Below are 25,123 nucleotides of genomic sequence, written 5' to 3'. Positions count from 1 at the left end.
ATAAATTATCAATAAATTAAAATTTTAAATATTCTTTTTAATTTAAAAATTATTTATAAAATGAAATTTAAATGAATTTAATTTTAGATAAAATTTCTCTTCCTTCTGAGCTTAAATTTAGACCCTTAAAATGCAAATTTGCAAACTCATAAGCTAAAATTTGATACGCACAAAAAAACTCATTTTCGCTTTTAAAATCGTAAAAATTTTTATCAAATCTAAAGCATTCTATCCACTCTTTTGCTTCAAAATAGCTATCAAATTCGAAATTTAAACATTTTAATATCTTAAGCATAGATGAACTAACTGCCATATTTTTTTTGCATAAAACAAAAGAAAAAATTTCATCAACACTAACCAAACTAACACCCCTATTTTGGATCAACCAATCTCTATCTGCATTACTTTTAAAATACTCAAAATCTCCAAATTCACTAATCAAATTTTGACAAAAATTAATTATAATTTCTGATTTTTTTATAGATTTTGACTTTAAAATTTTAGATAATTTTAAAGGATTTAAATTTATAAAATCTTCTAAATTTAAAAAAGGCTTTAAGTCTAAAAGAGCCTGTTTTGATAGACTTAAACTTCTATCTTTTAATAAAAAAACTAAAATCAAAGCCTCAAATTTACCTAAGATTTGCAAAAAATAATCATCAAATTTTATATTTTTATAAAGTGCATTAAAAATATCTGCTGAATTCATAAAGCACTCTTATAAATTTCATAAAATTGCCTAGCAACCCTTCCGCTTCTACTAGTTCTTAACATAGCAAATTTTTTAGCTTCTTCGTGCATTTTTTCCCTATCTAAATTAAAATTTTTAAAATACTCATCAACTATATCTAAATACTCTTTAAATGAGCCTTGATAAAAACTAAGCCAAAGTCCAAATCTATCGCTTAAAGACAATCTTTCATTAACACCATCCATCATATGAATTTCACCATTTTTAACAACTATATTTTCATTATCGCTAAAATTTTCTTTTACTAAATGCCTTCTATTTGATGTAACATATAAAAGCACGTTACTTGGAACTTTTTCAATACTTCCCTCCATCAATGGTTTTAAATATTTATAGCTATCATCGCCATTTTCAAAACTCAAATCATCAAGATAAATGATAAATTTATAAGATTTTTGATATCTAATTTCATCTAAAATTTGAACTAAATTTATCAAATCATCTTTTAAAAACTCTATAACTCTTAAATTTTGATCAAAAAATTTACAAAAAACAGCCTTGCAAAGACTGCTTTTACCACAACCTCTCTCACCCCATAATAAAGTATGAAATGCAAGCTTATCTTCTAAGAAATTTTTTGTATTTTCTAAAAGAGAGTTTTTTTGAAAATCAATTCCAATAAGAGAGTTGATATCCACAAAATCAATCTCATCAACACCTCTTAAACCGCCTAGATATGATCTATAAATGGCTGCTTTTGTAGTTTTAAAATCCATTTTTTGCCTTTGTTCTTAGATAACTTAAAATTTCATTTAAAATATCATCATCATCTTTACTTCTTGATTTTAGAGATATTTTTGAGTTATCATTTTTTATTAAAGTTATATTGTTTTCATAATTAGAAATGCTTTTAAAATCAAGATTTAAGGCTAAAATTTTTATTATCATCAATTCCAAAAACTGCTTAGTATAAATATCAATCTTGCCAAACCTATCCTCCATCTCTGATCTAATTTCATAAATTTCACTAATATATTTTGTTTTACTTAAGCGACGATACAACTCAAGTCTAAGCCTATCTTCTTTTATGTAATCACTATTTAAAAATGCTGTTATATTTAATTTTAAATCAATCTTATTCAAATCTTTTGATTTTTTATTTAAAAGTGCATTTATCTCATCTTCAAGCATTCTTAAATAAAGCGAATATCCAATCCCTTCAATATGCCCACTTTGTGCCTCTCCTATTAAATTTCCGCCTCCTCTAATCTCTAAATCATGATAAGCTAACACTCCACCACTTCCTAAAAACGAATTACTCTCCAAAGCAACTAACCTTTTTAAAGCATCTTCGCTTAATAAATTTTTATCTTGTATTAAAAAGTAGCAGTATCCTTGCTTATCACTTCTACCGACACGACCGCGAAGTTGATGGAGATCTGCAATACCAAATTTATTTGCATCATTTACTATTATTGTGTTTGCATTTGGCATATGAATACCACTTTCAACTATACTTGTGCAAAGCATTAAATCATACTCTTTGTTTAAAAATTTTATAATCTCATCCTCTGCTAATTTTTGCTCAATTTTAGAATGAAGAGTTAAAATTTTAAGATTTGGTAAAATTTCTAAAAGCTTAGTTTTTATACCATTTATGCTAGCTATGTGATTATGCACATAAAAAATTTGCCCTCCTCTTCTTAACTCTCTTAAAATCGCTTCTTTTATGATAATATCATCATTTTCTTTAACTATAGTTCTAATATCTTGTCTATCAAGTGGCGGTGTTTTTATAGATGAGTAGCTTTTTATTGAACTAAGTGCCATATTTAAACTTCTTGGAATGGGCGTTGCACTCATACTTAGAATATGAGAATTACTTGAAATCTCTTTTAATTTTTCTTTTTGCTTAACTCCAAATTTATGCTCCTCATCAATAATAATAAGACCCAAATTTTGACTCTCCAACCCTAAAAGCGCGTGAGTACCTACACAAACTAAAGGTGTTTTCTGAAAAAGAGCTTCTTTTAAGGCTTTTTTATTTGCTGCACTACTAAATCTATCATATCGAAAAATAGGTATATTAAATTCTTTAAATCTATCTTGTAGTGTTTTATAGTGCTGGGAGCTAAGAAGGGTTGTTGGCACAAAAAATAATACTTGATAACCTGCTTTAACCGCTAAAAATATAGCATTCATAGCAACTTCTGTTTTACCAAATCCAACATCGCCACTTATTAATCTATCCATAACTTTACCGCTTTTAAGATCATTTAAAATCTCATCAATAGCAATTTGTTGATCTTTTGTATAGTAAAAACCTGCACTGCTTATAAATTTAGCGTATTCATCGGTATTTGGCGATATAATCTTACCTTTTATCAACTCTCTTTTGGCTGCTAATTCTATAATTTTTGAAGCTATAACAAAAAGTTTTTGTCTTACTTTTTCTTTAAGTTTTGCAAAATTAGCCTTTCCTAAGCGATCAAGTATAGGCACTCCTAAACTTGCAATATATCTATCTATCATATTTAAATTTTCAACAGGAAGCAAGACTTTATCATCATTTTGATAAATAATAGTTACAAATTCCCTTAAAGCACCCATAATTTTTGCTTTTTGAAGCCCTATAAATTTACCAACACCATAATCACTATGAACAACATAATCACCAATTTTTAACTCATCAATAACAATACTGGCTTTTTTTGATCGTTTTTTTGAAATCGGTTTATTTAAAGAGATTATGGCTGAGTCTTTGCTTATTAAATTTACAATCAAAGGGCTGATTTTGAGAGATAAATTTACATCTTCTTTTAAATCAAAACTATCAAATAAAGCCTCATTTCTAGCTAAAATTGTGATTTTTTTATCCTTATGAAACTCTAAAAATTCTCCACTAAAACTAATATTTAAATCTTTAAAATTTTTAGCTTGTGGTAAGATTTCTAGCTTTTTATCTAAAATTAAATCATCAATTTCATGAAGTAAAATAGCACTAAAATTATCTAAATAATAAATAAAATCATCAATCGCCCAAAAACCAAGAGTTTTTATATCGTTGATTAGAGAATTTGATTTAAAATTATTTACTAAATTTTGAGTTTTATCGTATTCGTCTTTTTGCAAAAAAGCCATAAAAGGTGTTATTTCAACACTCAACAACTCATCTTTTTGACTAAGTTGCGTATCAACATCAAATTTTTTAATGCTCTCAACCTCATCAAGATCCAAAAGCACTCTAAAAGGATATCTAGCACCAACTGGAAAAATATCAATCACTTCTCCCCTGATACTTGCTTCTGCATTAGCTTCAACAATATCAACTAACTCATAGCCAAATCTAACCAACTCATCTTTTAGCTCATTTATATTAATCTTATCGCCTAAATTTATACTTTTATTTTGAAGATGTTTTTTTGATGGAAGCTTATTTAAAATAGTTTTAAAAGGGGTGATTATTAATTTTTTTAAGGCTTTGCTTTTATAAAATTTACTAAGTTCAAAACTTAAAGACATAATTTCATCATTAAAAGATCTTAAATCATCCCCATAAACTGCTCTAAAATCAGGCAAAACAAATGTTTCATACCCTATAAATTTAGCAACCTCACTACAAATCATAGCTTCTTTTGTATTTTCACAAATTAAAATATCTTTATGATTGTTTAAAAAATATTCATAAACTCTATCTTGCATTAAAACTCCATTATTTAGACACTAAATTTTTTAATATAGACTATAAATCTTCATATTTACTTCAACTCTTTATTTAAAAATTCCTCAACCAACATAAAAGAGCCAAACAAAAGATAATTTTCATCCTTAGATATTTGAGTAAAATTTGAGTATTTTAGACCTAAATTTTCACAAACTTTAGGCAAAAATTTAGTAGCGAGTTCTCTATTATTACTTTGATAATCATAAATACACACTTCTTTTACAATAGGCTTTAAAATTTCTAAAACGCTCTTATAATCTTTATCTAAAAATGAGTTGTAAATTAATTTAAATTTATTTGGATATAGTGATTGCAATATAGCTTTCGCACCTAAAGGATTGTGTCCGACATCAACTATTAAATTCGATAAAACTCTCTCTAAACGACCCTTTAAATTTAAAGCCCCTAAAATATTTAAATTTGGTTTTAATTTTAAAAACTTAGTCGCAGCAAAACTCAAACTTAAATTTGAAATTTGAAATTTTGCAAGTTTAAAATTATTGGCATATTTTAAAATCTCTCTCTTATCAAATTCATCTAAAATCTCGCTAGATAAATGGATTTTAGCATTTTTTTTGATAGCTATTTTCTTAGCAATATCAATAGAAATTTCACTCATATCATCATTTAAAATTGCAAATTTATCCATACTAATTAATTTTGTGTAACTAATTTTTTCTAAACTATCACCTAAAATTTCAGTATGATCTAACCCTATTGGAGTAAAAAGTGATAATCTTTTTTCAAACAGATTAGTAGCATCAAATTCACCACCCATCCCCGCTTCAAAAATGACAAAATCGCATTTTTCAAATAAAATTGCCGCTAAAAATGTGGCGTATTCAAAATAGCTTAATGTGTTTTTAAACTCATCATTTAATAAATTTTGTAAAATTTGATGAGCATTTTCCAACTCATCATCACTTATAATTTGACCATTTTTATAAAATCTCTCATTAAATTTAAAAATATGAGGGCTTGTATAATGACCAACCAAATAGCCCAAACTCTCACAAATTTGAGCTAAAAATCTTCCCGTTGAGCCTTTACCATTCGTGCCGACTATATGGATGATTGGTGGTAAATTTAAGCTATTTTTAATGCTTTTAAAAGCTCTTGGCATTCTATCATAATCAATTTTTTTATAAAAAATTGGTTTGTTTTTTAAATACTCATTTAAATTCACTAGATTTTAAACTCTCTATTCCAAGTACAGCTATAAATTCATCAAATGCTTGTGTGGATGCATTTTTTATAGCCTCATATCGCTCTTGATCGCTTATAATAGAGCTAGTGTCTCTGGCATTTTTCAAAAGTCTTGTAACTCTAAAATCATGATCGCCACTGCCACTAAATCTTACAACTCTACCATCTTTCAATCTAGCTTCAAAAGCTAAAACTAAATTTACTCTATAACTTGTAGCGTAGCCATATTGATCATAAGTCAAAGGAGAAAAACTAAGATGATTTATGCTTGCAATTATAAAATTATTAGCATTTTTTTTATCAGATAACTCTTTATGAAGCCTATAAATAATACCATCTTTTACAGCATCTTTTATAGCAACTGTATTTTGTGGATCTATTTTATTCATAAAAACATCCACAAAAATTTTATCTTCAAGGATGTTGTCGCTTATCCTTCCAATAGGAGCATATCCACAACCAACAATCAAAAAAGATAAAATTCCCAAAATAAACTTTTTCATCATACCTACTTTACAACTAAATTTACTAATTTTTCTTTAATGTAAATTTCTTTTATTATAGTTTTGTTTTCAATCCATTTTGCAACACTTTTTTTAGCTAAATTTAAAATCTCGCTATCATCTAAATTCGTTTGAATTTCAATCTCAGATCTTCTTTTACCATTTATAGTAACTGCTAAATTTAAGGTATCTTTTACAAAAACTTCGCTTCTAACATCAATTTTTCCAAAATTTTTTCTATTGAATAAATTATGGCTTAACTCATTTGCAAGGTGCGGAATAATTGGTTCTAATAGATTAAGTATAATCCAAAATCCCTCTGTCCAAACTTCTTGATTTTCTTGTAAATTTAATGCATTTAAAGACTCCATACAAGCAGCTATTAGGGTATTAAATGCAAAAGTTTTTGTATATACTTCATTTGCTTTTTGAAGAGCTTCATAAACTTTCAATCTTGCATATTTTTCTTCTTTATTTAAATTTTCATGTTTAATTAATGGAATAGTATCTGTTTTAATACAGCTTTTGCTTCTGTCATTTAATCTATTTAAAAATTTATACGCTCCTTCAACTGCACTATCATTCCATTCAAGCTCTTTTTGAGGTGGTGCAGCAAACAAAATAAAAAGTCTAGCCGTATCAGCACCGTATTTTTTTATAATCTCATCTGGATCAACGGTATTTCCTTTACTTTTACTCATTTTAGAGCCATCTTTTAATACCATTCCTTGAGTTAAAAGATTTGAAAATGGCTCATCATCTTTTAAATATCCTAAATCTCTTAAAGCTTTTTGAAAAAATCTTGCATATAAAAGATGTAAAATTGCGTGCTCGATACCACCAATATACTCATCAACACTCATCCAATAATCTACACTTTTTTCATCAAAAGCTCTATCTTGCCACGTCTTTTCATCGCTTGCAAATCTAGCAAAATACCAACTGCTTTCAAAAAAAGTGTCTAAAGTATCACTCTCTCTTTTTGCATGAGAACCACATTTTGGGCAGGTGCAGGTCTTCCAATCAAGATTTTTATCAAGAGGATTTCCCTCTCCTGTTATCTCAACATCATCAGGTAAAGTTACTGGTAAATTTTCAATTCTTTCTGGCACAAGACCGCATTTTTGACAATGAATCATAGGAATAGGTGCTCCCCAATATCTTTGACGACTAACGCCCCAATCTCGTAGTTTAAAATTCACAACTCTCTTACCAATACCATCTTTTTCAAATTTAGAAATTATATTATCTCTAGCTTCATAGCTTGAAATTTCACTAAAATCGCCAGAGTTGATTAAAATCCCATCATCAATAAAAGCTCCATTTTTAAAATCCCACTGAGAATTTTTTGGCTTAATTACTTGTTTAATATCAAGATTAAATTTACTTGCAAATTCAAAATCCCTCTCATCATGAGCAGGAACCGCCATAACAGCACCGCTTCCATACTCAGCTAATACAAAATTTGCCATCCAAACAGGAATTTTTTCATTTGTTAAAGGATGTATAACATAAAGTCCCAAAAATACGCCATCTTTTTCTTTGATTTGTCTCTCTCTTGGACTTTGATTGAGTATAAATTTTATTTTCTCTTCAACATCTTTGCTTAAAACGCCTTTTTCTATAAGTTTTTTAACTACATTATGTTCTGGTGCTAAAGCTGTATAACTAACTCCATAAATGGTATCAGGTCTAGTTGTAAAGACTTTAAAATGCGAAATTCCATCTAATAATTCTTTGCTCTTTTCATCAAATTTAAAACTAAACTCAAGACCACTGCTTTTACCAATCCAATTTTCTTGCATAGTCAAAACTTGAGATGGCCATTTACCTTTTAAATTTTCTAAATCTTTTAACAATTCATCGCCATAATGAGTGATTTTTAAATAATATCCTGGCATATCTCTTTGAACAACTTCATGACCACAACGCCAACACTTACCATCTTCAACCTGCTCATTTGCTAAAACAGTTTGATCATTTTCACACCAATTAACAATAGAATTTTTTCTATAGATCAAGCCTTTTTCATACATTTTTATAAAAAATTCTTGTTCCCATTTTGTATATAGTGGATCAGATGTAGCAAGTAGTCGTTTTTTAGAAAAACTAAGACCTAAGCTATCTAGCTCTTTTATCATATAATCAATATTTTCGTAAGTCCAAATTCTAGGATGAATTTTATGCTTTATTGCAGCATTTTCAGCTGGCATTCCAAAGCTATCAAATCCTATTGGATGCAAAACATTAAAACCTTGTTGCCTATAATATCTTGCAATTGCATCACCTATAGAGTAATTTCTAACATGCCCCATATGAATTCTACCACTTGGATATGGAAACATACTTAAAATATACTTTTTTGGTAAATTATAATTATCTTTAGGCTCAAATTCACCATTTTCTTGCCAAATTTTTTGCCACTTTTTTTCTATATTTTTAGCATCATAAGCCATAATATCTCCTAAAATTCATCTCTATCTTTAACTGCTTCAACAACTGTTATAATCATTGAAAAAAGATTTGCAAGTCCTGCACCTATCACTAAAGCATAAATTACTTCTTTATTATGCCCTACCACATAAAGTATAAAAGCTGGAATCAAGTGCAAATCAGCAACCAAAGAGCTAGCAAAAAGCTCTGCTGATAGTATATTTCTAACACCGATTTTAAGTAGTGTTGAGATTAAATTTACGCTAGCAGCCACAAAAAGTGCTATCCCACTGTGCATATATAAATATCCTGCAATAGTAGTTAAACTCATTAAAGTAAAAAAGATATGTACAACTCGTCCCCAATTCATAACTCTCCTTTAAACAATACCCTTTTCATACATTGCACGCATTTTTTCTTTATCTTTTTTTCTTTTTAATTTTTCAGCTAATAGTGCCCTATAATCAACCACATTAAATTTTAAAATAATAAGAGTTTGTGCTGCTATAAATACAGAGCTAAATGTCCCAACAATAACACCAACCATCATGATAAATGAAAAATCTTTTATCATATCTCCACCAAATAAATAAAGCACAACTACGCTTATTAAGGTTGTAAAAGATGTAAGTATGGTTCTTGAAAGTGTTTTTGAAACAGATTCATTAATGACTTTTGAAATTTCATTTTCCTTGCTCTCTTGCACGCCTTCTCTTATTCTATCAAATACAATAATTGTATCATTTAATGAGTATCCTATAACAGTTAAAATTGCAGCCAAAGTGTCTAAATTTACATTGATTCCAAGCAGTGCAATAATGCCAATTGTTATCAAAACGTCATGTATTTCAGAAATAATTGCAGCCAGTGCAAATCGCCACTCAAATCTAAAAGCTATATAGATTAAAATTAGCACAAAAGAAACAACAATAGCCATTAATCCACTCTGTCTTAGCTCATTCCCTACTTTTGGTCCTACAATATCAACTCTTCTTACCTCAAATTTACCAGTGCTTTGAAGCATTTTTGCTATATTAGCACCAGGATCTTGCCCTAAAGAATCACTACTGCCAGCGTATCTTATAGTTATCTCTTCATCGCTTCCAAATTCAGTAACACTCACACCTTTTAAATGCTCTACTTCTTCAAGCAAAGTTCTAATATTTTCAATAGGGGCTTTTTCTTCATATTTTATTTGTATTAAAGTGCCACCAGAAAAGTCAATGCCATATTTAACTCCATTTGTGCATAATAAAACAACAGAGGCGATCATTAAAAATATAGAAATACCTAAAAAAATATATCTAACGCCCATAAAATTATAAATTTTATCTTTATCAAATATCTGCATATCAACTCCTCTTTATCTTATAGCCAAACCAAAATAATATATTTTTGCTTTTTTCAATTCTATCAGCCAATGCATCAAACATACCATGTGTTCCTAATATGGCTGTTATCATAGACGCAATTATCCCTATACTCATCGTAACAGCAAAGCCTTTAACAGGACCAGTGCCATAAGCATAAAGTGCTGCTGATGTTATTAAAGTGGTTAAATTTGAGTCAATTATAGCACTCATAGCATTTTCATAGCCTTTTTGTATGCTAACTTTTACACTATTTCCAGCTCGCAGCATCTCTCTAATTCTCTCATTTATAATTACATTTGCATCAACGGCCATACCTACAGTTAAAACTATACCAGCCATTCCAGGAAGAGTAAGAGTTGCTCCAAAAAGTGCCATTATAGCAATCAAAAATAAAATATTTACAACTAAAGCTATATTTGCTAAAATTCCTGCCATACCATAATAAACAATCATAAACAACACTACAAGAACACTAGCACCGATTAAAGCAATACTGCTTTGCCTAATGCTTTCAGCTCCCAAACTTGGACCTATACTTCTTTTCTCCAAAAGCTTAACAGGTGCAAGCAAAGCGCCACTTCTCAAAGCAATAGCAACATCCCTTGCCTCTTCTAATGTAAATCCACCACTTATTTGACCACTTCCACCGCCTATTCTTTCATTAATTCTAGGAGCAGAATATACCTTATCATCCAAAACAATAGCCAATCTTTTTCCAACATTTTTACCAGTAAAATCTCCAAAAATAGCCGCACCTTCTGAATTTAGAGTAAAATTTATTATTGGTTGATTTGTGTGTTGATCAAAAGCAACCTTTGCATCAACTAACATAGATCCATCTAGGACAGGAATTTTTTTAACCAAATACTTTACACTAGAATTTTTTGCATCTTCTAATATCAAATCACCATATTTTTTAGCCTCTTCTTTACTCATAGAATTTACTCTATCTTGCCTTTCATCATCAAGAGCCATAAGCTCCAAATGTGCAGAAGTCGCTATCAAATCCATCGCCCTTTGTTCATCTGCTTTTGTCTTAACTCCAGGAATTTCAACTAAAATATCTTCTTTTCCTTGTCTCGCAACTGTTGGCTCACTTAAACCAAATTGATCAAGCCTATTTCTAATAGTTTCAACAGCTTGATCTATAGCATATTGTTTTGTAGAAATAATCTCGGCATCTGTTAAATAAACACTATATTTAAGACTGTTTTTTTCTATTTTTAAACCATCGATTTTACTCAAAATGGCATCAACTTTTTGTATCTCTTCAGGCACTAAAACTTCAAATTCAAAATAACTATCTTCAATTACAAATTTATCAATAAAAATTTCATCTTTATTTAAAGAATAACTAACACTTGAAGCAATTGATTTTATTTTTGATTTTATAGCCTCATCCACCTCTACGCCCAAAAGCATATGAAGCCCACCTTGCAAATCAAGACCTAAATTTACCTTATGCCCCTTTTCAAGTTGTAAAAAAGACGGAATAGAAAAAACTAAAGAAAATACAAAAGTTATAATTAAAATTATTAATTTATAGCCTATATTTGCGTTACGCATTTTCTATCTTTTCTAATTTTCTAGCTACATGATTTCTAGAAAGTTCAACAATTATATCATCATTAAGCTTAACTGTGATAAAATCATCTCCTGGTTTTATAACCGTGCATTTAAAACCGCCAGCTGTTAAAATTTTATCACCTTTTGCTAATTCATTTAGCATTTTGGCGTGTGCTTTTGCCTGTTTTTGTTGCGGTCTAATAACCAAAAAATAAAAAATAAGAAAAAAAATAACAAGAGGAAACAATGTCCCAAAAATACTGTTACTACCCATATACATCCTTTACAAAAAAAATAATAAGTCGTTATTCTACCATAAATGAGATTATAAAATGCTTTTTTATAGCAATTTTAATATCAAATTTTATATTTTTATCAATTTTTGATAATTTATGGTTAAATTTCATCTCACCGTTTTTAACGATATTTGGCTTTTTAAAGCTTTTTAAATTTAATAAAATTAAATTTTTCTATACTGGATTTTTTATTGGAATTTTATGGTTTTATTGGGTTAGTTTTAGCTTAAGGTTTTATGATTTAAGCTATTTAATTCCTATTGAAATTTTATTTTTTGGACTTATTTACGGACTTATTTTTTTAGTTTGCGGGTGGTTTAAAAATTTATATTTTAGGGCTTTTATGCTCTTATCTGTGAGCTATTTTTATCCTTTTAATTTTAATTGGTTAAATTTAGAAGCCACTTTGGTGATAGGAATTTTTGAGCCAAATTTAAGAGGGCTTGGCTTTATATTTGCATTCATAATAGCTTATTATTCATTAAATAAATTTAAATTTATATCGATATTTTTACTTATTTTTGCTCTTCAATTCAAACAAAATGTTCCAAATTTATTACCACTTAAAATTTATTTAGCAAATACAAACATTAATCAAGAAATTAAGTGGAAAAATGAGTATAGAAACGATCAAATAAAGCAAGTTTTAAATTTAATAAACAAAGCCATAATGGATGGTTATGAGTTTATAATCTTGCCCGAAAATGCTATCGTATCGTATGTAAATTTAGAATTAAATTTGATGCAGTATTTAAAAGAAAAATCTCATAATATAGGAATTTTAACAGGAGGTTTAGCTTATGAAAATGATTTTATTTATAATTCAGCTTTTTTGTTTAAAGATGGAGATATGAAGAGGTTTGATAAATTTATTCTAGTGCCTTTTGGTGAAGAAATTCCTCTGCCAACATTTATAAAAAATTTTGTAAATAAAATATTTTTTAAAGGAGCTAGCGATATTAAAAGTGCAAAAAATTTAAGTACATATGAAATCAATGGCTTTAAAATCACAAACGCTATTTGTTATGAAGTAACTAGGCCTGAAATTTATGCCAATAATCCTGATTTTGTAATAGCTATTTCAAATAATGGCTGGTTTATGCCATCAACTGAGCCAAATTTACAAAGACTTTTAATAAAATACTACGCCACAAAGCACGCCACGACAATTTATCACAGTGTAAATGGTAGCAAAAGCGAGATAATAACTCCTAAAAAAATGTGGATAAAGGAATTTATAATGCAGATTAAAAGCAAATCATAAATTTATTTATAATACATTAATCCTAAAGAAATACAATATAATAAATTTTTATGAATTTTATCTTGCAATTAAGGAGAAATAAAATGAGTTTTTTTACAAAAGGCAAAAAGGGATTTGCAACCAAGATTATTGTGGTTTTTATTATGACTCTACTTTTACAAATTCCAATTTTTTTCGTACGAGATATCATACAAGATAGAGGTAGAAATTATAGCGAAGCTTCAAGAAATATTGGAAATGACTGGGGTAAATATCAAGTCCTTACAGGTCCTTATTTAGCTGTATCAAAAGAAATTAAGATAAAAGATGAAGTAAAAAATGAAACTATTTTAATCTTGCCTGATCAATTAAATATAAATATAAATTTAAAAAGCGAAAATAAAAGTTATGGAATTTATAGCACTTTAGTTTATTTAGCAAATGGTAAATTAAAAGGTAGCTTTGATATCAATAAAATTCCAAAAGATTATAAAGATATCTATCTTGGCGTTGGACTTAGAGATACAAAAGCACTAGTTAGTATAAATAAATTAAAAATTAAAAATTTAGAAAGTATAAAAATCGAACCAGGAACAAAATCAAACGGAATAATACATAATGGCTTTTCAACTCAAAACCTAAAATCTATTTTTAGTGATAAAATAAACAATCAACAATTACTAGAAGATGATAAAATAGATTTTGATATAGAGCTAGATTTTAGAGGACATGGCGGTATACTTATCCATCCATTTGGCGAACAAAATGATATAAACATCAAATCTAACTGGTCTTCACCTTCATATAAAGGAATTTTACCTGTTAGTAAAAAAAATATTGATAATGGATTTGATGCAAATTGGAAAATTAGTAGCTTAGTTAGAAATTATCCTCAAGTTATTGAAACAAATAAAATGAGCGGAAATTTCGATAGTGCAGATGATTATTTTTATGATACAAATTACGACGAAAGAGCTGTTAATGTAAAGCTATTAGATAGCGTAAATTACTACACTCAAATTAATAGAGCAACAAATTATGGGATGCTTTTTATAATTCTTAGTTTAATGGTTGTTTATATATTTGATTTAGCTAAAAATAAAAAAACTCACTACTTGCAATACGGAATAATTGGCTTTTCGCTTGTGCTTTTTTATCTACTTTTACTATCTCTTTCAGAATATATAGGATTTACCAATGCTTACATAGTTTCAACTTTAGCAATCGCAATACCAAATGGGCTTTATATGTGGTCAATCTCCAATAGCAAAAAAATTGGAATTAGTATAGGGATATTTTTAGGTGCAATTTATGCAATGCTATTTTCTATACTAAAAATGGAAAAATATGCCCTACTTTGCGGCACCATTTTGATTATGTTTATACTTTATCTAACCATGTATTTAACTAAAAATGATAATAGATCAGAAGATGAAGTAAAAAATATAGATAACTCTTAAACTTATTTTAGAATTTAACTCTCGAAATTTAGAGAGTTAAATATGTAAATTACATAAATTTTTAGTCTAAATAGATTTGTCTTGTAGTAAATTTATATAAATTTTTGTCGTATTTATTGATATCTAAACTCACTATTTTTACTTATCTACTCTTTGAAAAATATCGATATTAATGTGGCATAAAATATCTTTTTACCTTAAATTTAACCTTTACTTATAATAATTAAAAATTTATAATTATTAGCGATTGAAGTTAAATTTAAAACCATCTAAAAATCTTGAGAAAATTTCAATTTAAGTGTAAATTTGCATCATATTTTAATCAAATTTACTAATAAATTGCAACAGATTAAGCAATATATCAAATTTAAATTTGCAGTGTAAATTTAAAAATAGATGTGCAAGATTAAGTTTTAATCTTGCAATTTTAATAATTTATTTATTACTAACTTCAGAAGCAACTGCTGTGTATAAAACATCAGCTGAGCTATTTATAGCAGTTTCAACAGAGTCTTGTATAACTCCTATTATAAAACCAACTGCGATAACTTCCATAGCTGTACTATTTGGTATATTAAATAAAGATGTTGCAAGAGGAATAAGCATCAAAGACCCACCTGCAACGCCCCCTGCTCCACACGCACCAAGAGCCGACACAAAACATAAAAGAAGTGCAGTTCCAAAACTTACCTCAATCCCAAGCGTAAATACAGCACACATTGTTAATATTGAGATCACAACAGCAGCTCCTGTCATATTTATAGTAGCTCCAAGAGGAATTGATATAGAATACAACTCTTCATCTAAATTTAATTTTCTACATAAATTTAAATTTACAGGTATATTTGCAGCCGAACTTCTCGTAAAAAATGCATATAAACCACTCTCTTTTAAACAAGTAAGAAGAAGCGGATAGGGATTTTTTCTCATAGCAATAGCAGCTATTAAAGGATTTGTTACAAAAGCTACAAAACCCATTGCAACAACCAAAACAATTATAAGCTTTAAATACCCCAAAAGAGCTTCGCCTCCAGCAGTTGCAACACTATTTGTAACAAGCCCCATAATCCCAAATGGAGCAAGTTGAATTATAAATTGCACTATTTTAGTTACTCCATTTGATAAATCATCAAATATATGTTTTGTTGCTTGATTTGAAAATCTAAGAGCTATACCAAAACCAATAGCCCAAGTTAAAATTCCAACATAATTTCCAGTAGCTAGTGCATTTATTGGATTATCTACCATTTTAAATAGCATACCATTTAAAACTTCAACCAAACTAGTAGGCACGGATTGATTTAAAGACGTTTCTTGCAAAATTAGAGTTAAAGGAAACATAAAACTAGCTATAACGCCTATTAAAGAAGCTAAAAGAGTACTTGTTATATATAATATAACGACAACTTTTAAACCACGAGTATTGCTAAATTGCTTTGTAATAAATGATCCAGATATTAAAATAAAGACTAAAATAGGAGCAACTGCCTTTAAAGCACCTACAAATAAATTTCCAATAGTCTCTATACCTCTTGCTAAAGTCTTGACAAATTCTATATCAAAATTTTTACTACAATACCCAAGAACTGCACCTAAAGCCACACCAATTAAAATTCTAATGATAAGATTTTTATCTTTATACATATTTACAAATTTTCCAAAAGACGCCATTTTTTTCCTTTAAAAATAATTAAAATTAGAGTTAATGCTATCTAAATTTATATAAAATTAACTTAAATTTATAGATATTTTTAAAATTTCGTATCAAAACTTAACAAATTTAACAAAATTTAATGATTAAAGAGTAAAATTCTATAATTTATTATTTTTAAGGAGATTTATGTATTTATTCACATCTGAAGTTGTAAGTCCAGGTCATCCTGATAAATGTGCTGATATTATCGCTGATAGTATAGTTGATGCAGTTTTGATGGCTGATAAAGATGCAAGACTTGCTTGTGAGGTTTTTGTGGCTGGAAAACATATCGTAGTAGGTGGCGAGGTTAAATCAAAAGTAGAATTTAGTTTTAGCGAGTATGAAAGTATAGTCAAAAATGCACTTATAGAAATTGGCTATAATGCAAATACACATTTTACAAAAGAGCAGTGTTTGCATCCAGATGATGTTGAAGTTCATGTTCTTTTAAATAAACAAAGTAGCGATATCAGTGCTGGAGTTGATCAAATTTCAGGCGAAATTGGTGCAGGTGATCAAGGGATAATGTTTGGCTTTGCAAGTTGCGAAACTTCAAATTTTATGCCAGCTGCTATAACTTATGCAAGAATTTTGTGTGATAAGGTCTATGAATACGCAAAATCTCATCCAAACGAACTTGGAGTTGATATAAAAACTCAAGTTACTCTTGATTATGGCACAAAAGATAATTTTGAAAATTGCAAACCACAAAAAATTCACACCATTGTTGTATCAGCACCTTGCGTTGATAGTATGAGTATAGAAAAAGTTAGGAAGCTAATACTAAATTTAATAAATGATGCAGGACTTCCATCAAATTTATATGATAAAAACGATACTATCATCTATATAAATCCAACAGGGCGTTATGTAAATCACTCAAGTCTTCATGATAGCGGGCTTACAGGCAGAAAACTTATAGTTGATAGCTTTGGCGGATACTCACCAATAGGCGGCGGGGCTCAATCAAGCAAAGATTACACTAAAGTCGATAGAAGCGGTCTTTATGCGGCAAGATATCTATCTAAAAATATAGTAGCAGCAGGTCTTGCTAAAAAATGTATTGTTCAGCTAAGTTATGCAATAGGTGTTGCAAAACCAGTTTCAGTAAGTGTTGATTGTATGGGGACTCATGTGGATAAAATCAATGATGAAATTTTATCAAATTTTGTTATAGAAAATTTTGCTCTAACTCCAAAATGGATTATAAATAAATTTAACCTCGATAAGCCAAGCAAAGATAGTTTTTTATACGCAAATGTCGCAGCAAATGGTCAAGTTGGAAATCAAAATTATCCGTGGGAAGCACTAGATAGCGTTGAAATTTTTAAATCGCTTTTAAAGTAAATTTACCCTAATTTTAGGGTAAATTTATAGCCTCAAAATCATAAATTAATAGACAAGTTGCTTATAAATTTTTAAATGATAGTTTGAAAATTTCATTTACTAAATTTAAATACAAGGCTTTAAAATTATCAAAATTGTTTAAATTTAATAGTTAAATTTAACTTGAAAATTAAAACTATGAATAAAAACCTAAAAATTAGTTTATGAAATTTTATTAAATACTTCTTAAACTCTACTAATTTTCAAAAAAACGCCATAAATTTTCAAAAATCTTCTATTTTTATGCTATTTGTAAGCCAACTTTAAGGGGGGGGGGGTAAAATTACAATTAAATTTTATTTCAAAAAGGAGAAAAAATGAAAAAATCTTTTAGATATTTTAAATTTATAGCTTTAGTTGCCACTTTTTGCTTTAGTTCGAATTTGTTGGCTGCTCCTAGCTCTACTAGTGATTCAAATAGCACAAGTGCTCCAAATTCTAGCTTGCCAAACGCTGGAGGGGTAGCTGCTGTTTCGCAAAAAGAAACAAACAACATAATGGTTTTTGTTCCAAAAAACGAAGGAGACTTGGATCCATATAGTGGTGATGTATATATACGAGTTTTTAATGAAGATGCAAATAAATCTGGATATAAAAAATTAGTTCCATACAAAGCTAATGAAAAAGGCGAAAAAGAAGATATTATATATGAAGGGAAGGAATTTCAAGACATTAACAAAAGTAGAATTAGAATTCAAGCTCAAAAAAACGCAAAAAAAGATAAAGTTGGAGCACAAAATACATTTATAATAAACAATTCATTAAAGATTAATGAAAATACAAAAAATATCAACAATCTAAGAGCTTCAACAGATCAAAAAATCAACGATCTCAAAAAAGATTCAAAAGCAGGTATTGCTTCAGCTGTAGCTCTTGGTATGCTTACTCAATCAACTGCTCCTGGTAAAGGATTAATAACTTTAGGTGTAGGTCATCACGCAGGAGAGAGTGCAGCAGCTCTTGGTGCTTCAGGTATGAGTAGCGATGGCAAATGGGTATTTAAAGGTGGTGTTAGCTACGATACTCAAAATCAAACCACATTTGGCGGCTCTGTTGGATTTTTCTTTAATTAATCATCAAAAAGTTGTGTCTAAATTTAGATGCAACTTTTGAATTAATAATCTTATTTAATTAAAATCAATATCTAAAATATGCAAATAAATTTATCAAACCAATCAAAAATTTAAAAATAGCTTTAAAATCAAATTTGATAATCTTCATTATATTAAAAACTTATAAAATTTAAGATTATGGATTTTAGTGGCTAATTTTTATCACAATACTGCTTATTTTGGTATGATGTATTGATTCTATCACGCTTTTGCTCTCTACATAAATAGACTAAAGATATGATTTACTTATCCTTTTTATTTAAATTTTCTAAAAACTTTCTATACTGCTTAATAAGGTTATTAACAATTTTATTCTTGAAATATTTTAATATTTTTTATTGAGTCTGCTAGTTATAAATTAAATTCCTATCCAAACCCTTTGCTATATTGATTTTAGCAGCTATAGCCATAAATTCTTTAGTTTCAATTACAAAATAGATAAAACAAATAATCAATCTATTTTGCCGCTAAATTTCGATATCCTTTTAAAGTCATTATTAAATTTTATGATTTTATATGCGTTAAGGATATCACAATTTTTTACTCCTTTTAGTAAAAATATATTAGCTTGATTTTATCTAAAAATTTACATACCGTTTATGATTTTTGATATTCATAAATTAATTTTTTAGTGTTTTATTATAAAATGCTAATTTTATCACCCCTACTCTTTGTCATCATAGTACAATTTATTTAAAATTTTACTTTAATTAGGTTTTTTAAGACTATATTAAAAATTTGTTTATTAAATTTAATGGTTAAATTTTAAAATTTTTTGCCAAATAAACATAAAATTATCTCACGTAAAATTTAGTTAAATCACCATTGCACGATACAATAATCTACCCTCTTTTTATCAAATCTTCTAAAATTTCTATACAATATGCCGTCAAATCTACACAAGTTGTTTCAAAAAGTTTGTGCTTTGTTATCTTTTCTAAACCATCTTTGGTTGTGTAATCAGCTTCTAAAATTTCCTTGCAGTCAAAATTTCTAAATTTACTTATAAATTCATCTTTAAATTCAGCTACCTTTTTATCAAATTCATCTTTATCTTTAAATTTTAATCCCAAAACTCCAATGCTTGCAGCATAACTCCCACAAAGTCCAGCCACGCCAAATCCACCACCATAACCTTTACTTAAAGCTAATAAGCTCTCATCATCAAAAAAATAGCTCATTATAATCTGAGCACAATTTTTACTCTTAAATCCATCTTTTACAAACTCTTTTGTATTCATATTTATCCTTTATTGATAGCACCAAAGCACCCTGAGCCTTCACCACTTACACAAGCAAGGCAGTGAGTATTTGTTTTAATGTCTCTATTTAAATTATTTAAATTTAAAATTTCATCTAAAGTGCCAATATTTAAATTTAAAGCAGCATTAAAATCACAATCATAAACAACCCCATCATATGCAATGTTTATTAAATTTCTACACATTACATTTTCTAAATTCTCTTCATTTAAATTCTCTCTTAAAAGCTCTATATAATCATCATACTCATCAAATCTTTTAAGCATCTTTTCAAAGCGTCCGATCGGAACATTACACATACATAAAAGCTTATCAAATTTAACGCCGTATTTTGCAAGCTCTTCTTTATAAACAAGCTCTAAGTCGCTTTCTTTTGGTGGTAAATAAGCTCCGTTTGGATTGTAAATTAAATTTATATTATAAATTCCAGCCTTATTTAAAAGCTTTAAGGCTTTAATTTCCTTTTCAAAACTTCCTTTTCCACGCATCGCATCATTAAAATTAGCTTCATAAAACGGCACAGAAGCGATAACCTTTATATCAAATTTCTTATAAATATCTATAAATTTAGAGTAGTTTTCATCTAATAAAATAGTTAAATTTGATCTTACGCTTATCTCATCAGTAATAGGACTAAATTTATTTAAAATATACTCTAAATTTTGGCTCATCTCAGGTGCTCCACCTGTTATATCAAGGGCTTTAAACTTGAATTTTTTAAATACCTCATAAGCTTTATCAACTATTTCTTTGCTTATATCTTCATTTCTTTTTGGGCCTGCTTCTACATGGCAATGGTAGCAAGCCATATTGCATTTTTTTGTGATATTTAACTGCATTATTTTAGGAGTATTAAATTTAATATTCACTATTTTTCCTTTTATAAAATTTCATTTTAAGTGAGTTTTTGACAAAATCTAGGCTAACTTCTTCATTTATCCCTAAAAACTCAGTTGTTAAATGCTTTATGTTTGTAACTCCACCTTTTTTAAAGCTCATAGCACAGGTTGCACAATACACATATAAATTTGGCTTATCTTTTGCTTTTAATTTTTTAGGGTAGTTTTTAGCTATTTTTTTATCTCCTCCACCAGCACCGCAACAATTGATATCTAAAAAACTCTCCTTTTTATTTGGTAAAAAATCCTTAAATTCATCAAACATATATCTAGTATTTCGTTCGCTACAGGGGAAAAATAGATGTGCTTCATCTTTAATTTCACGCATTAAATTTAACTCTTTTAATTTTGTGTAAATGCTTACAACTTCTATATCTTGGTTGTTTTTTAAAAAATGGTAGCAGTTTGGACAAGCAGTGATAATTCTCTTAACTTTTTTCTTATCAAAAAGTTTTTTAGCACTTTTTACGCTCTCATCTGCTAAATATCCACTCATTAAAAGCGGTTTTCCACAACACTCTACACTAAAATCAGTTCTTGTATCACATAAATTTTCACAAATATATTTAGTAGTTTTTGGATAAGCAGCTGGAAAATTACAGCCAAAAAATATTAAATCATCGCAAATTTTATCTGAGTTATTTCCATAAATATAGGGGGTTTTTTGAATTTTTATAAATGGATTTTTAAATTTAGCATTTTGTCTATGAGACAAGGCAATTTCTTGACCGCTAATATCTTTTGGGCAAACATTGTAGCACTGCTCGCATAAACAGCACTCATTTGCTATATTTGACATTTTTGAAAAATCTTTTAAATCTATATCATATTTTGTTAAAAAATCGCAACTTTTTGTGCATAAAGAGCAATCAATACAGATATTTGGGTTATTTTTATCAGTTTTAAATTTAAATTTTCTTATACGCATCTTCTATGCTTTTTATATCATATTTTTTTCTAAATTTAAACTGTAAAATTTGCATCTTAAAAATAGTTTTTAATGGCTTATTAAAGCGTTTTGAACTAGTTATGATAGAGCTATTTAGTTGATGAAATTTTACGCCTTTATTTTTAACTCTAATGCTAAAATCATAATCTTCCATTATAGGAATTTCTTTAAATCCATTCATCTCATTATAAAACTCTTTTGTCATAAAAATACCTTGATCTCCAAAAGCAATATTTCTAAATTTAACTCTTAAATTTGAGCAAATTTCTAAAATTTTCATAATCAAACTTTTTTTATCAAATTTAATTTTAAAACAGCCAATTTGTGAATTTTTTAAAGCATTTAGTATTAAATTTAATGAGTTTTTATCTATTAAACTATCAGAATGTAAAAACCAAAATTTATCAAATTTAGCCTCTTTTGCTCCTAAATTTAGTTGCAAACCTCTATTTTTAGGGGTATTTTCTATGAGTTTTATTTTGCCATCTAAATTTAAAGAATTTCCTGCATTGACAACTATAACTTCAAATTTGCCATCAAATTTAGAAATTTGTGAAAGTAGGATAGGTAAATTTGGATCATTTAGCGTGATAATGATGATTGAGAGTGCCATTTTTTAAGTCCTAGTGAGATAATGGTTAGTAAGAGTAGATAAAAAACTCCTAAATTAAACTCTTTTGAGCCAAAATTTAGTACATTCTTACCTAAATTTATCAAAATAATAGTTCCTGGAATAATTCCTACAAATGAAGCTAAAATATAGTTTTTAAGACCAATTTTTAAAAAACCACAGGCATAATTTAGGGCATTATAAGGAACAATTGGAATAAATCTTAAAATTAAAACCGCCATAAAGCTATCTTCAATTTTAATTTTTAGTTTTTCTAAACTAAGAAATTTACCGATATAATACATCAAAATTATATTTATCATAGCTCCAATCATAGTATAAATTGTGCCTAAAATAAGCCCAAACATCGCCCCACCAATAAAGGCTAAAATAGGCACTGGAAATAAGAATATAGGTAAAATCATCCAGCTTATTATATAAATAATTATGCTTAATTCTTGATTTTGCACTATAAAATTTTCAATTTTTTTAGTGTTTAAATAAACAAGAATTGAAACTAATATAATCAAAATTAAAGCTGTTATTTTAAACAGCTTCTCTTTTTTTATTGTTTTCATAGATATTTTTTAATATATATATTAAAATACTTAGTGCAAAAATAAGCATCAAAGTTATAAAAACAACTTTTCCAGTTCCATCTAAATTTTTACCAAAATAGCTATAAACTAGGGTAGCTGGAAGCTGTCCGATACCAGTTGCTATAAAAAATTTCCAAAATTTCATATTTGTAAGACCTGCTGCGTAGCTAATCAAATCAAAGCTAACAAAAGGTAAAAGCCTGCAAACTAAAATAGTATGAACTCCATAACTTTTAAAATATTCATTGCTTTTTTCTAAAGCTTGTTTGCTAACAATTTTTTCAACCGCGTCTCTACCTAAAATTCTAGCTATATAAAAGCACATCATTGCCCCTACCATAGCACTACTCCATGATAAAAAAGCACCGCCTAAAAAGCCAAAAACTGCGGCATTTGTTAAAGTTATAATAAATGCTGGAATAGGAGCTAAAATGCAACTTAGCACCATCAAACAAAAGCTTACTATCCAAGCTTTATAACCAAAACTTCTTAAATACTCAGCCATTTGACTTAAGTCAAGATTAACAGAGGCATTTTTTATCACAAGTAAAGACTCATTTACCCATGTATTTATAGGTGTTATAAAAAAGTATGCCGCTAAACATAAAACAAATATAATTAATAAAATTATTTTATTATTCATCTCATCTCCAAAAAATTATTTACTTTTTCTAAAAAACTATCTTTTAAAAATAGTTTTATTTTAGGATTTTGTGGTGCGTTTTTATTTTGGTGAGCAACACTTGCCATAGCACACCAGCTTATCCCCCTTAAACAGTTAAATTTGATATATTTTTTAACTAAATCTCTATTTATAGAGCTATTTTTTTCATATTCATCTAAAAAACTGTTAATCTTATCAAAACTTAAAATATCATCGCTTTTAAAATAAGTCGTAGTTGGTGCTAAAAAGTGTCCTAAATCTTGCTCTTTATCGCTTATAAGTGGCTTTTCCCAATCAATTAGATAGGAACTGTTTTTACCAATTATAAAATTTGAACTATTTAGTTCTGTATTTACAATAGCTTTATTTGAAATTTCATCATCAAGCCCTAAATTCTCACAAATTTCAAAAATAAAATTTAAAAAATCACAAACTTTTTTATCTTTAAATTTAGAGTTTAAATAAATACTGCTCATATTTTTGCACTCATTATATATCGCTAAAAACGGCTTTTTTGCTACAATTAAATGGCAGTTTTTAGGAATTTTTAAGGTGTGAATTTTAGATAAGATAAAGGCAACTTTATCTAAATCCTTTTTGTAGTCTAATGCCCTTCCTTTTAAAAACTCCATAACTAAAGCCCCATTTGGTAAAAAATAACTTTTTTTAAAAACTTCATAAGCTTTTGGTGTAACGCCTGAGCTTTCAAGGATCTTTAAGGCTTTAAATTCATAAATAATTTGATTATCTAAATTCATTTGCGAAGCGTGATTTACTCTAAAAATATACTCATTTTTACCTTTTTTAAATAGATAGTTTGAGTTATATTCTCCACTTGCTAAAAAAGAAATCTCATCACTTTTTGTAAATTTAGAGATGATATCAAATTTAGTATCTATATCATTTATTGTTTTACCAAGCTTATAGCTTAAGTTTTTGCTATCAAGAATTTTAAGTGTATTTATTAAAACATTTTCTGTGCTAAATTTAATATCAAAAATCTCATCAACCATTTTTTTAAGTCCAATAAGAGAATATCCACCATCTTTGCTAGGCGAAAAAACTAAATCAAATTTATCTAAATTTAAAAAAGCGTTTTTAATATCAACTTTTTCTAAATTATCTAAATCACTTCCTATTAAGATAACTTTTTCATATCCTAAATTTAAAGTTTCTAAAAGAGCATTTTTCATCTTTTCGCCAATATTTTTGCCAAACTGTTTTTTAAAAATATAACTATTTAAATTTAAAAAAGTATTTTGAAGCTCTTTTAAATCCCCGCTATAATAGATAAAAAATTCAAAATTTTTAACTACATTAAAATTTTTTTGAATTAGATAAATTTGTAAATCTCTTGCCTTTTTAAGGCTTAAAAAATCATTAAGCCTTGTTTTGCATTTACCTAATTCTGGCGATTTAGTAAAAAAAATTAAACAACTTTTTGACACTTT

At 28.0% G+C, this 25,123-nt stretch carries 22 protein-coding genes; 4 read left to right on the top strand and 18 right to left on the bottom strand.

Features of this window, described 5'->3' with window-relative positions; translation table 11 throughout:
* Positions 1 to 67: 67 nt before the first annotated feature.
* From F1B92_RS02455 to yajC, 10 genes are read right to left on the bottom strand one after another with little or no spacing between them, the layout of a single operon-like run.
* Positions 68 to 709, bottom strand: a complete 642-nt coding sequence (locus F1B92_RS02455) for a hypothetical protein (protein ID WP_154570327.1) — start codon at positions 707 to 709, stop codon at positions 68 to 70.
* Positions 706 to 1,467 (bottom strand): ATP-binding protein, encoded by a 762-nt coding sequence (locus tag F1B92_RS02450; RefSeq protein WP_154570326.1) that lies wholly within the window; start codon positions 1,465 to 1,467, stop codon positions 706 to 708. The genes F1B92_RS02455 and F1B92_RS02450 overlap by 4 nt, the downstream gene beginning before the upstream one ends.
* Complete coding sequence (locus tag F1B92_RS02445; RefSeq protein WP_154570325.1) at positions 1,457 to 4,393, bottom strand: DEAD/DEAH box helicase; 2,937 nt, start codon at positions 4,391 to 4,393, stop codon at positions 1,457 to 1,459. Before F1B92_RS02445 ends, F1B92_RS02450 begins: the two co-directional genes overlap by 11 nt.
* Positions 4,394 to 4,449: 56 nt before the next feature.
* Positions 4,450 to 5,601: a Mur ligase family protein gene (locus F1B92_RS02440; protein WP_326833071.1), complete on the bottom strand. Its 1,152-nt coding sequence runs from the start codon at positions 5,599 to 5,601 to the stop codon at positions 4,450 to 4,452.
* On the bottom strand, positions 5,588 to 6,124 hold the full coding sequence (gene lptE, locus F1B92_RS02435; RefSeq protein WP_154570324.1) for an LPS assembly lipoprotein LptE: 537 nt from the start codon (positions 6,122 to 6,124) through the stop codon (positions 5,588 to 5,590). The genes F1B92_RS02440 and lptE overlap by 14 nt, the downstream gene beginning before the upstream one ends.
* 5 nt (positions 6,125 to 6,129) lie before the next feature.
* A complete protein-coding gene (gene leuS / locus F1B92_RS02430) occupies positions 6,130 to 8,580 on the bottom strand; it encodes a leucine--tRNA ligase (RefSeq protein ID WP_154570323.1) in 2,451 nt (816 codons plus the stop codon).
* 8 nt (positions 8,581 to 8,588) lie between these two features.
* Positions 8,589 to 8,927 (bottom strand): DUF6394 family protein, encoded by a 339-nt coding sequence (locus F1B92_RS02425; protein WP_154570322.1) that lies wholly within the window; start codon positions 8,925 to 8,927, stop codon positions 8,589 to 8,591.
* A gap of 9 nt (positions 8,928 to 8,936) precedes the next feature.
* Entirely contained in the window at positions 8,937 to 9,908 is a 972-nt protein-coding gene (secF, locus tag F1B92_RS02420; RefSeq protein WP_154570321.1) for a protein translocase subunit SecF, read from the bottom strand.
* Between the two features lies 1 nt (position 9,909).
* On the bottom strand, positions 9,910 to 11,496 hold the full coding sequence (gene secD, locus F1B92_RS02415; RefSeq protein WP_154570320.1) for a protein translocase subunit SecD: 1,587 nt from the start codon (positions 11,494 to 11,496) through the stop codon (positions 9,910 to 9,912).
* On the bottom strand, positions 11,489 to 11,770 hold the full coding sequence (gene yajC, locus F1B92_RS02410) for a preprotein translocase subunit YajC (RefSeq protein WP_154570319.1): 282 nt from the start codon (positions 11,768 to 11,770) through the stop codon (positions 11,489 to 11,491). Before yajC ends, secD begins: the two co-directional genes overlap by 8 nt.
* Between yajC and F1B92_RS02405 the strand changes: the two genes are divergently transcribed.
* Together F1B92_RS02405 and creD are read left to right on the top strand one after the other, a co-directional pair.
* Positions 11,743 to 13,056, top strand: a complete 1,314-nt coding sequence (locus F1B92_RS02405) for an apolipoprotein N-acyltransferase (protein ID WP_154570318.1) — start codon at positions 11,743 to 11,745, stop codon at positions 13,054 to 13,056. The two genes, yajC and F1B92_RS02405, sit on opposite strands and share 28 nt — an antisense overlap.
* A gap of 83 nt (positions 13,057 to 13,139) precedes the next feature.
* On the top strand, positions 13,140 to 14,495 hold the full coding sequence (gene creD, locus F1B92_RS02400) for a cell envelope integrity protein CreD (RefSeq protein WP_154570317.1): 1,356 nt from the start codon (positions 13,140 to 13,142) through the stop codon (positions 14,493 to 14,495).
* A gap of 435 nt (positions 14,496 to 14,930) precedes the next feature.
* Here the strand turns inward: creD and sstT are convergent, their stop codons facing one another.
* Positions 14,931 to 16,166, bottom strand: a complete 1,236-nt coding sequence (gene sstT, locus F1B92_RS02395; protein ID WP_154570316.1) for a serine/threonine transporter SstT — start codon at positions 16,164 to 16,166, stop codon at positions 14,931 to 14,933.
* 169 nt (positions 16,167 to 16,335) lie between these two features.
* On the opposite strand from sstT, the gene metK reads away from it, so the two are divergent.
* Positions 16,336 to 17,538: a methionine adenosyltransferase gene (metK, locus tag F1B92_RS02390; RefSeq protein WP_154570315.1), complete on the top strand. Its 1,203-nt coding sequence runs from the start codon at positions 16,336 to 16,338 to the stop codon at positions 17,536 to 17,538.
* 356 nt (positions 17,539 to 17,894) lie between these two features.
* The gene (locus F1B92_RS02385; RefSeq protein ID WP_154570314.1) at positions 17,895 to 18,650 is read left to right on the top strand and encodes a YadA C-terminal domain-containing protein; all 756 of its coding nucleotides are present in this window, start codon (positions 17,895 to 17,897) and stop codon (positions 18,648 to 18,650) included.
* An 881-nt stretch (positions 18,651 to 19,531) separates the two neighbouring features.
* On the opposite strand, the gene F1B92_RS02380 is transcribed toward F1B92_RS02385, so the two are convergent.
* Genes F1B92_RS02380 through F1B92_RS02350 form a run of 7 tightly spaced genes read right to left on the bottom strand, consistent with a single transcriptional unit; the run spans position 19,532 to position 25,120 of the window.
* Entirely contained in the window at positions 19,532 to 19,930 is a 399-nt protein-coding gene (locus F1B92_RS02380) for a C-GCAxxG-C-C family protein (protein ID WP_154570313.1), read from the bottom strand.
* Positions 19,931 to 19,932: 2 nt separating this feature from the next.
* The gene (gene arsS / locus F1B92_RS02375) at positions 19,933 to 20,820 is read right to left on the bottom strand and encodes an arsenosugar biosynthesis radical SAM (seleno)protein ArsS (protein ID WP_154570312.1); all 888 of its coding nucleotides are present in this window, start codon (positions 20,818 to 20,820) and stop codon (positions 19,933 to 19,935) included.
* On the bottom strand, positions 20,810 to 21,778 hold the full coding sequence (locus tag F1B92_RS02370) for a heterodisulfide reductase-related iron-sulfur binding cluster (RefSeq protein WP_154570311.1): 969 nt from the start codon (positions 21,776 to 21,778) through the stop codon (positions 20,810 to 20,812). The genes arsS and F1B92_RS02370 overlap by 11 nt, the downstream gene beginning before the upstream one ends.
* Positions 21,759 to 22,412 carry a TIGR04283 family arsenosugar biosynthesis glycosyltransferase gene (locus F1B92_RS02365; RefSeq protein ID WP_154570310.1) on the bottom strand — a complete coding sequence of 218 codons (654 nt, stop codon included), beginning with the start codon at positions 22,410 to 22,412 and terminating at the stop codon, positions 21,759 to 21,761. The genes F1B92_RS02370 and F1B92_RS02365 overlap by 20 nt, the downstream gene beginning before the upstream one ends.
* Positions 22,382 to 22,939: a TVP38/TMEM64 family protein gene (locus F1B92_RS02360; protein WP_229770886.1), complete on the bottom strand. Its 558-nt coding sequence runs from the start codon at positions 22,937 to 22,939 to the stop codon at positions 22,382 to 22,384. Before F1B92_RS02360 ends, F1B92_RS02365 begins: the two co-directional genes overlap by 31 nt.
* 16 nt (positions 22,940 to 22,955) lie before the next feature.
* The gene (locus F1B92_RS02355) at positions 22,956 to 23,651 is read right to left on the bottom strand and encodes a TVP38/TMEM64 family protein (RefSeq protein WP_154570308.1); all 696 of its coding nucleotides are present in this window, start codon (positions 23,649 to 23,651) and stop codon (positions 22,956 to 22,958) included.
* Positions 23,648 to 25,120 carry a TIGR04282 family arsenosugar biosynthesis glycosyltransferase gene (locus tag F1B92_RS02350; RefSeq protein WP_154570307.1) on the bottom strand — a complete coding sequence of 491 codons (1,473 nt, stop codon included), beginning with the start codon at positions 25,118 to 25,120 and terminating at the stop codon, positions 23,648 to 23,650. Before F1B92_RS02350 ends, F1B92_RS02355 begins: the two co-directional genes overlap by 4 nt.
* Between the last annotated feature and the right edge of the window lie 3 nt (positions 25,121 to 25,123).

The organism is Campylobacter portucalensis, from assembly GCF_009690845.1.
Taxonomy (GTDB): Bacteria; Campylobacterota; Campylobacteria; order Campylobacterales; family Campylobacteraceae; genus Campylobacter_B; species Campylobacter_B portucalensis.
The sequence above is the reverse complement of the archived record's forward strand: the minus strand, read 5'-3'. Positions and strand labels throughout refer to the sequence as shown.

What these genes read in the sequence shown, in the direction of transcription:
- F1B92_RS02370 (WP_154570311.1), bottom strand. Translation starts at nt 21,778, where the DNA reads ATGCGTATAAGAAAATTTAAATTTAAAACTGATAAAAATAACCCAAAT.
- metK (WP_154570315.1), top strand. Translation starts at nt 16,336, where the DNA reads ATGTATTTATTCACATCTGAAGTTGTAAGTCCAGGTCATCCTGATAAA.
- F1B92_RS02385 (WP_154570314.1), top strand. Translation starts at nt 17,895, where the DNA reads ATGAAAAAATCTTTTAGATATTTTAAATTTATAGCTTTAGTTGCCACT.
- F1B92_RS02405 (WP_154570318.1), top strand. Translation starts at nt 11,743, where the DNA reads ATGTCCCAAAAATACTGTTACTACCCATATACATCCTTTACAAAAAAA.
- F1B92_RS02365 (WP_154570310.1), bottom strand. Translation starts at nt 22,412, where the DNA reads ATGGCACTCTCAATCATCATTATCACGCTAAATGATCCAAATTTACCT.
- secD (WP_154570320.1), bottom strand. Translation starts at nt 11,496, where the DNA reads ATGCGTAACGCAAATATAGGCTATAAATTAATAATTTTAATTATAACT.
- sstT (WP_154570316.1), bottom strand. Translation starts at nt 16,166, where the DNA reads ATGGCGTCTTTTGGAAAATTTGTAAATATGTATAAAGATAAAAATCTT.
- F1B92_RS02380 (WP_154570313.1), bottom strand. Translation starts at nt 19,930, where the DNA reads ATGAATACAAAAGAGTTTGTAAAAGATGGATTTAAGAGTAAAAATTGT.
- creD (WP_154570317.1), top strand. Translation starts at nt 13,140, where the DNA reads ATGAGTTTTTTTACAAAAGGCAAAAAGGGATTTGCAACCAAGATTATT.
- leuS (WP_154570323.1), bottom strand. Translation starts at nt 8,580, where the DNA reads ATGGCTTATGATGCTAAAAATATAGAAAAAAAGTGGCAAAAAATTTGG.
- F1B92_RS02455 (WP_154570327.1), bottom strand. Translation starts at nt 709, where the DNA reads ATGAATTCAGCAGATATTTTTAATGCACTTTATAAAAATATAAAATTT.
- lptE (WP_154570324.1), bottom strand. Translation starts at nt 6,124, where the DNA reads ATGAAAAAGTTTATTTTGGGAATTTTATCTTTTTTGATTGTTGGTTGT.
- F1B92_RS02355 (WP_154570308.1), bottom strand. Translation starts at nt 23,651, where the DNA reads ATGAATAATAAAATAATTTTATTAATTATATTTGTTTTATGTTTAGCG.
- secF (WP_154570321.1), bottom strand. Translation starts at nt 9,908, where the DNA reads ATGCAGATATTTGATAAAGATAAAATTTATAATTTTATGGGCGTTAGA.
- F1B92_RS02445 (WP_154570325.1), bottom strand. Translation starts at nt 4,393, where the DNA reads ATGCAAGATAGAGTTTATGAATATTTTTTAAACAATCATAAAGATATT.
- F1B92_RS02425 (WP_154570322.1), bottom strand. Translation starts at nt 8,927, where the DNA reads ATGAATTGGGGACGAGTTGTACATATCTTTTTTACTTTAATGAGTTTA.
- yajC (WP_154570319.1), bottom strand. Translation starts at nt 11,770, where the DNA reads ATGGGTAGTAACAGTATTTTTGGGACATTGTTTCCTCTTGTTATTTTT.
- F1B92_RS02450 (WP_154570326.1), bottom strand. Translation starts at nt 1,467, where the DNA reads ATGGATTTTAAAACTACAAAAGCAGCCATTTATAGATCATATCTAGGC.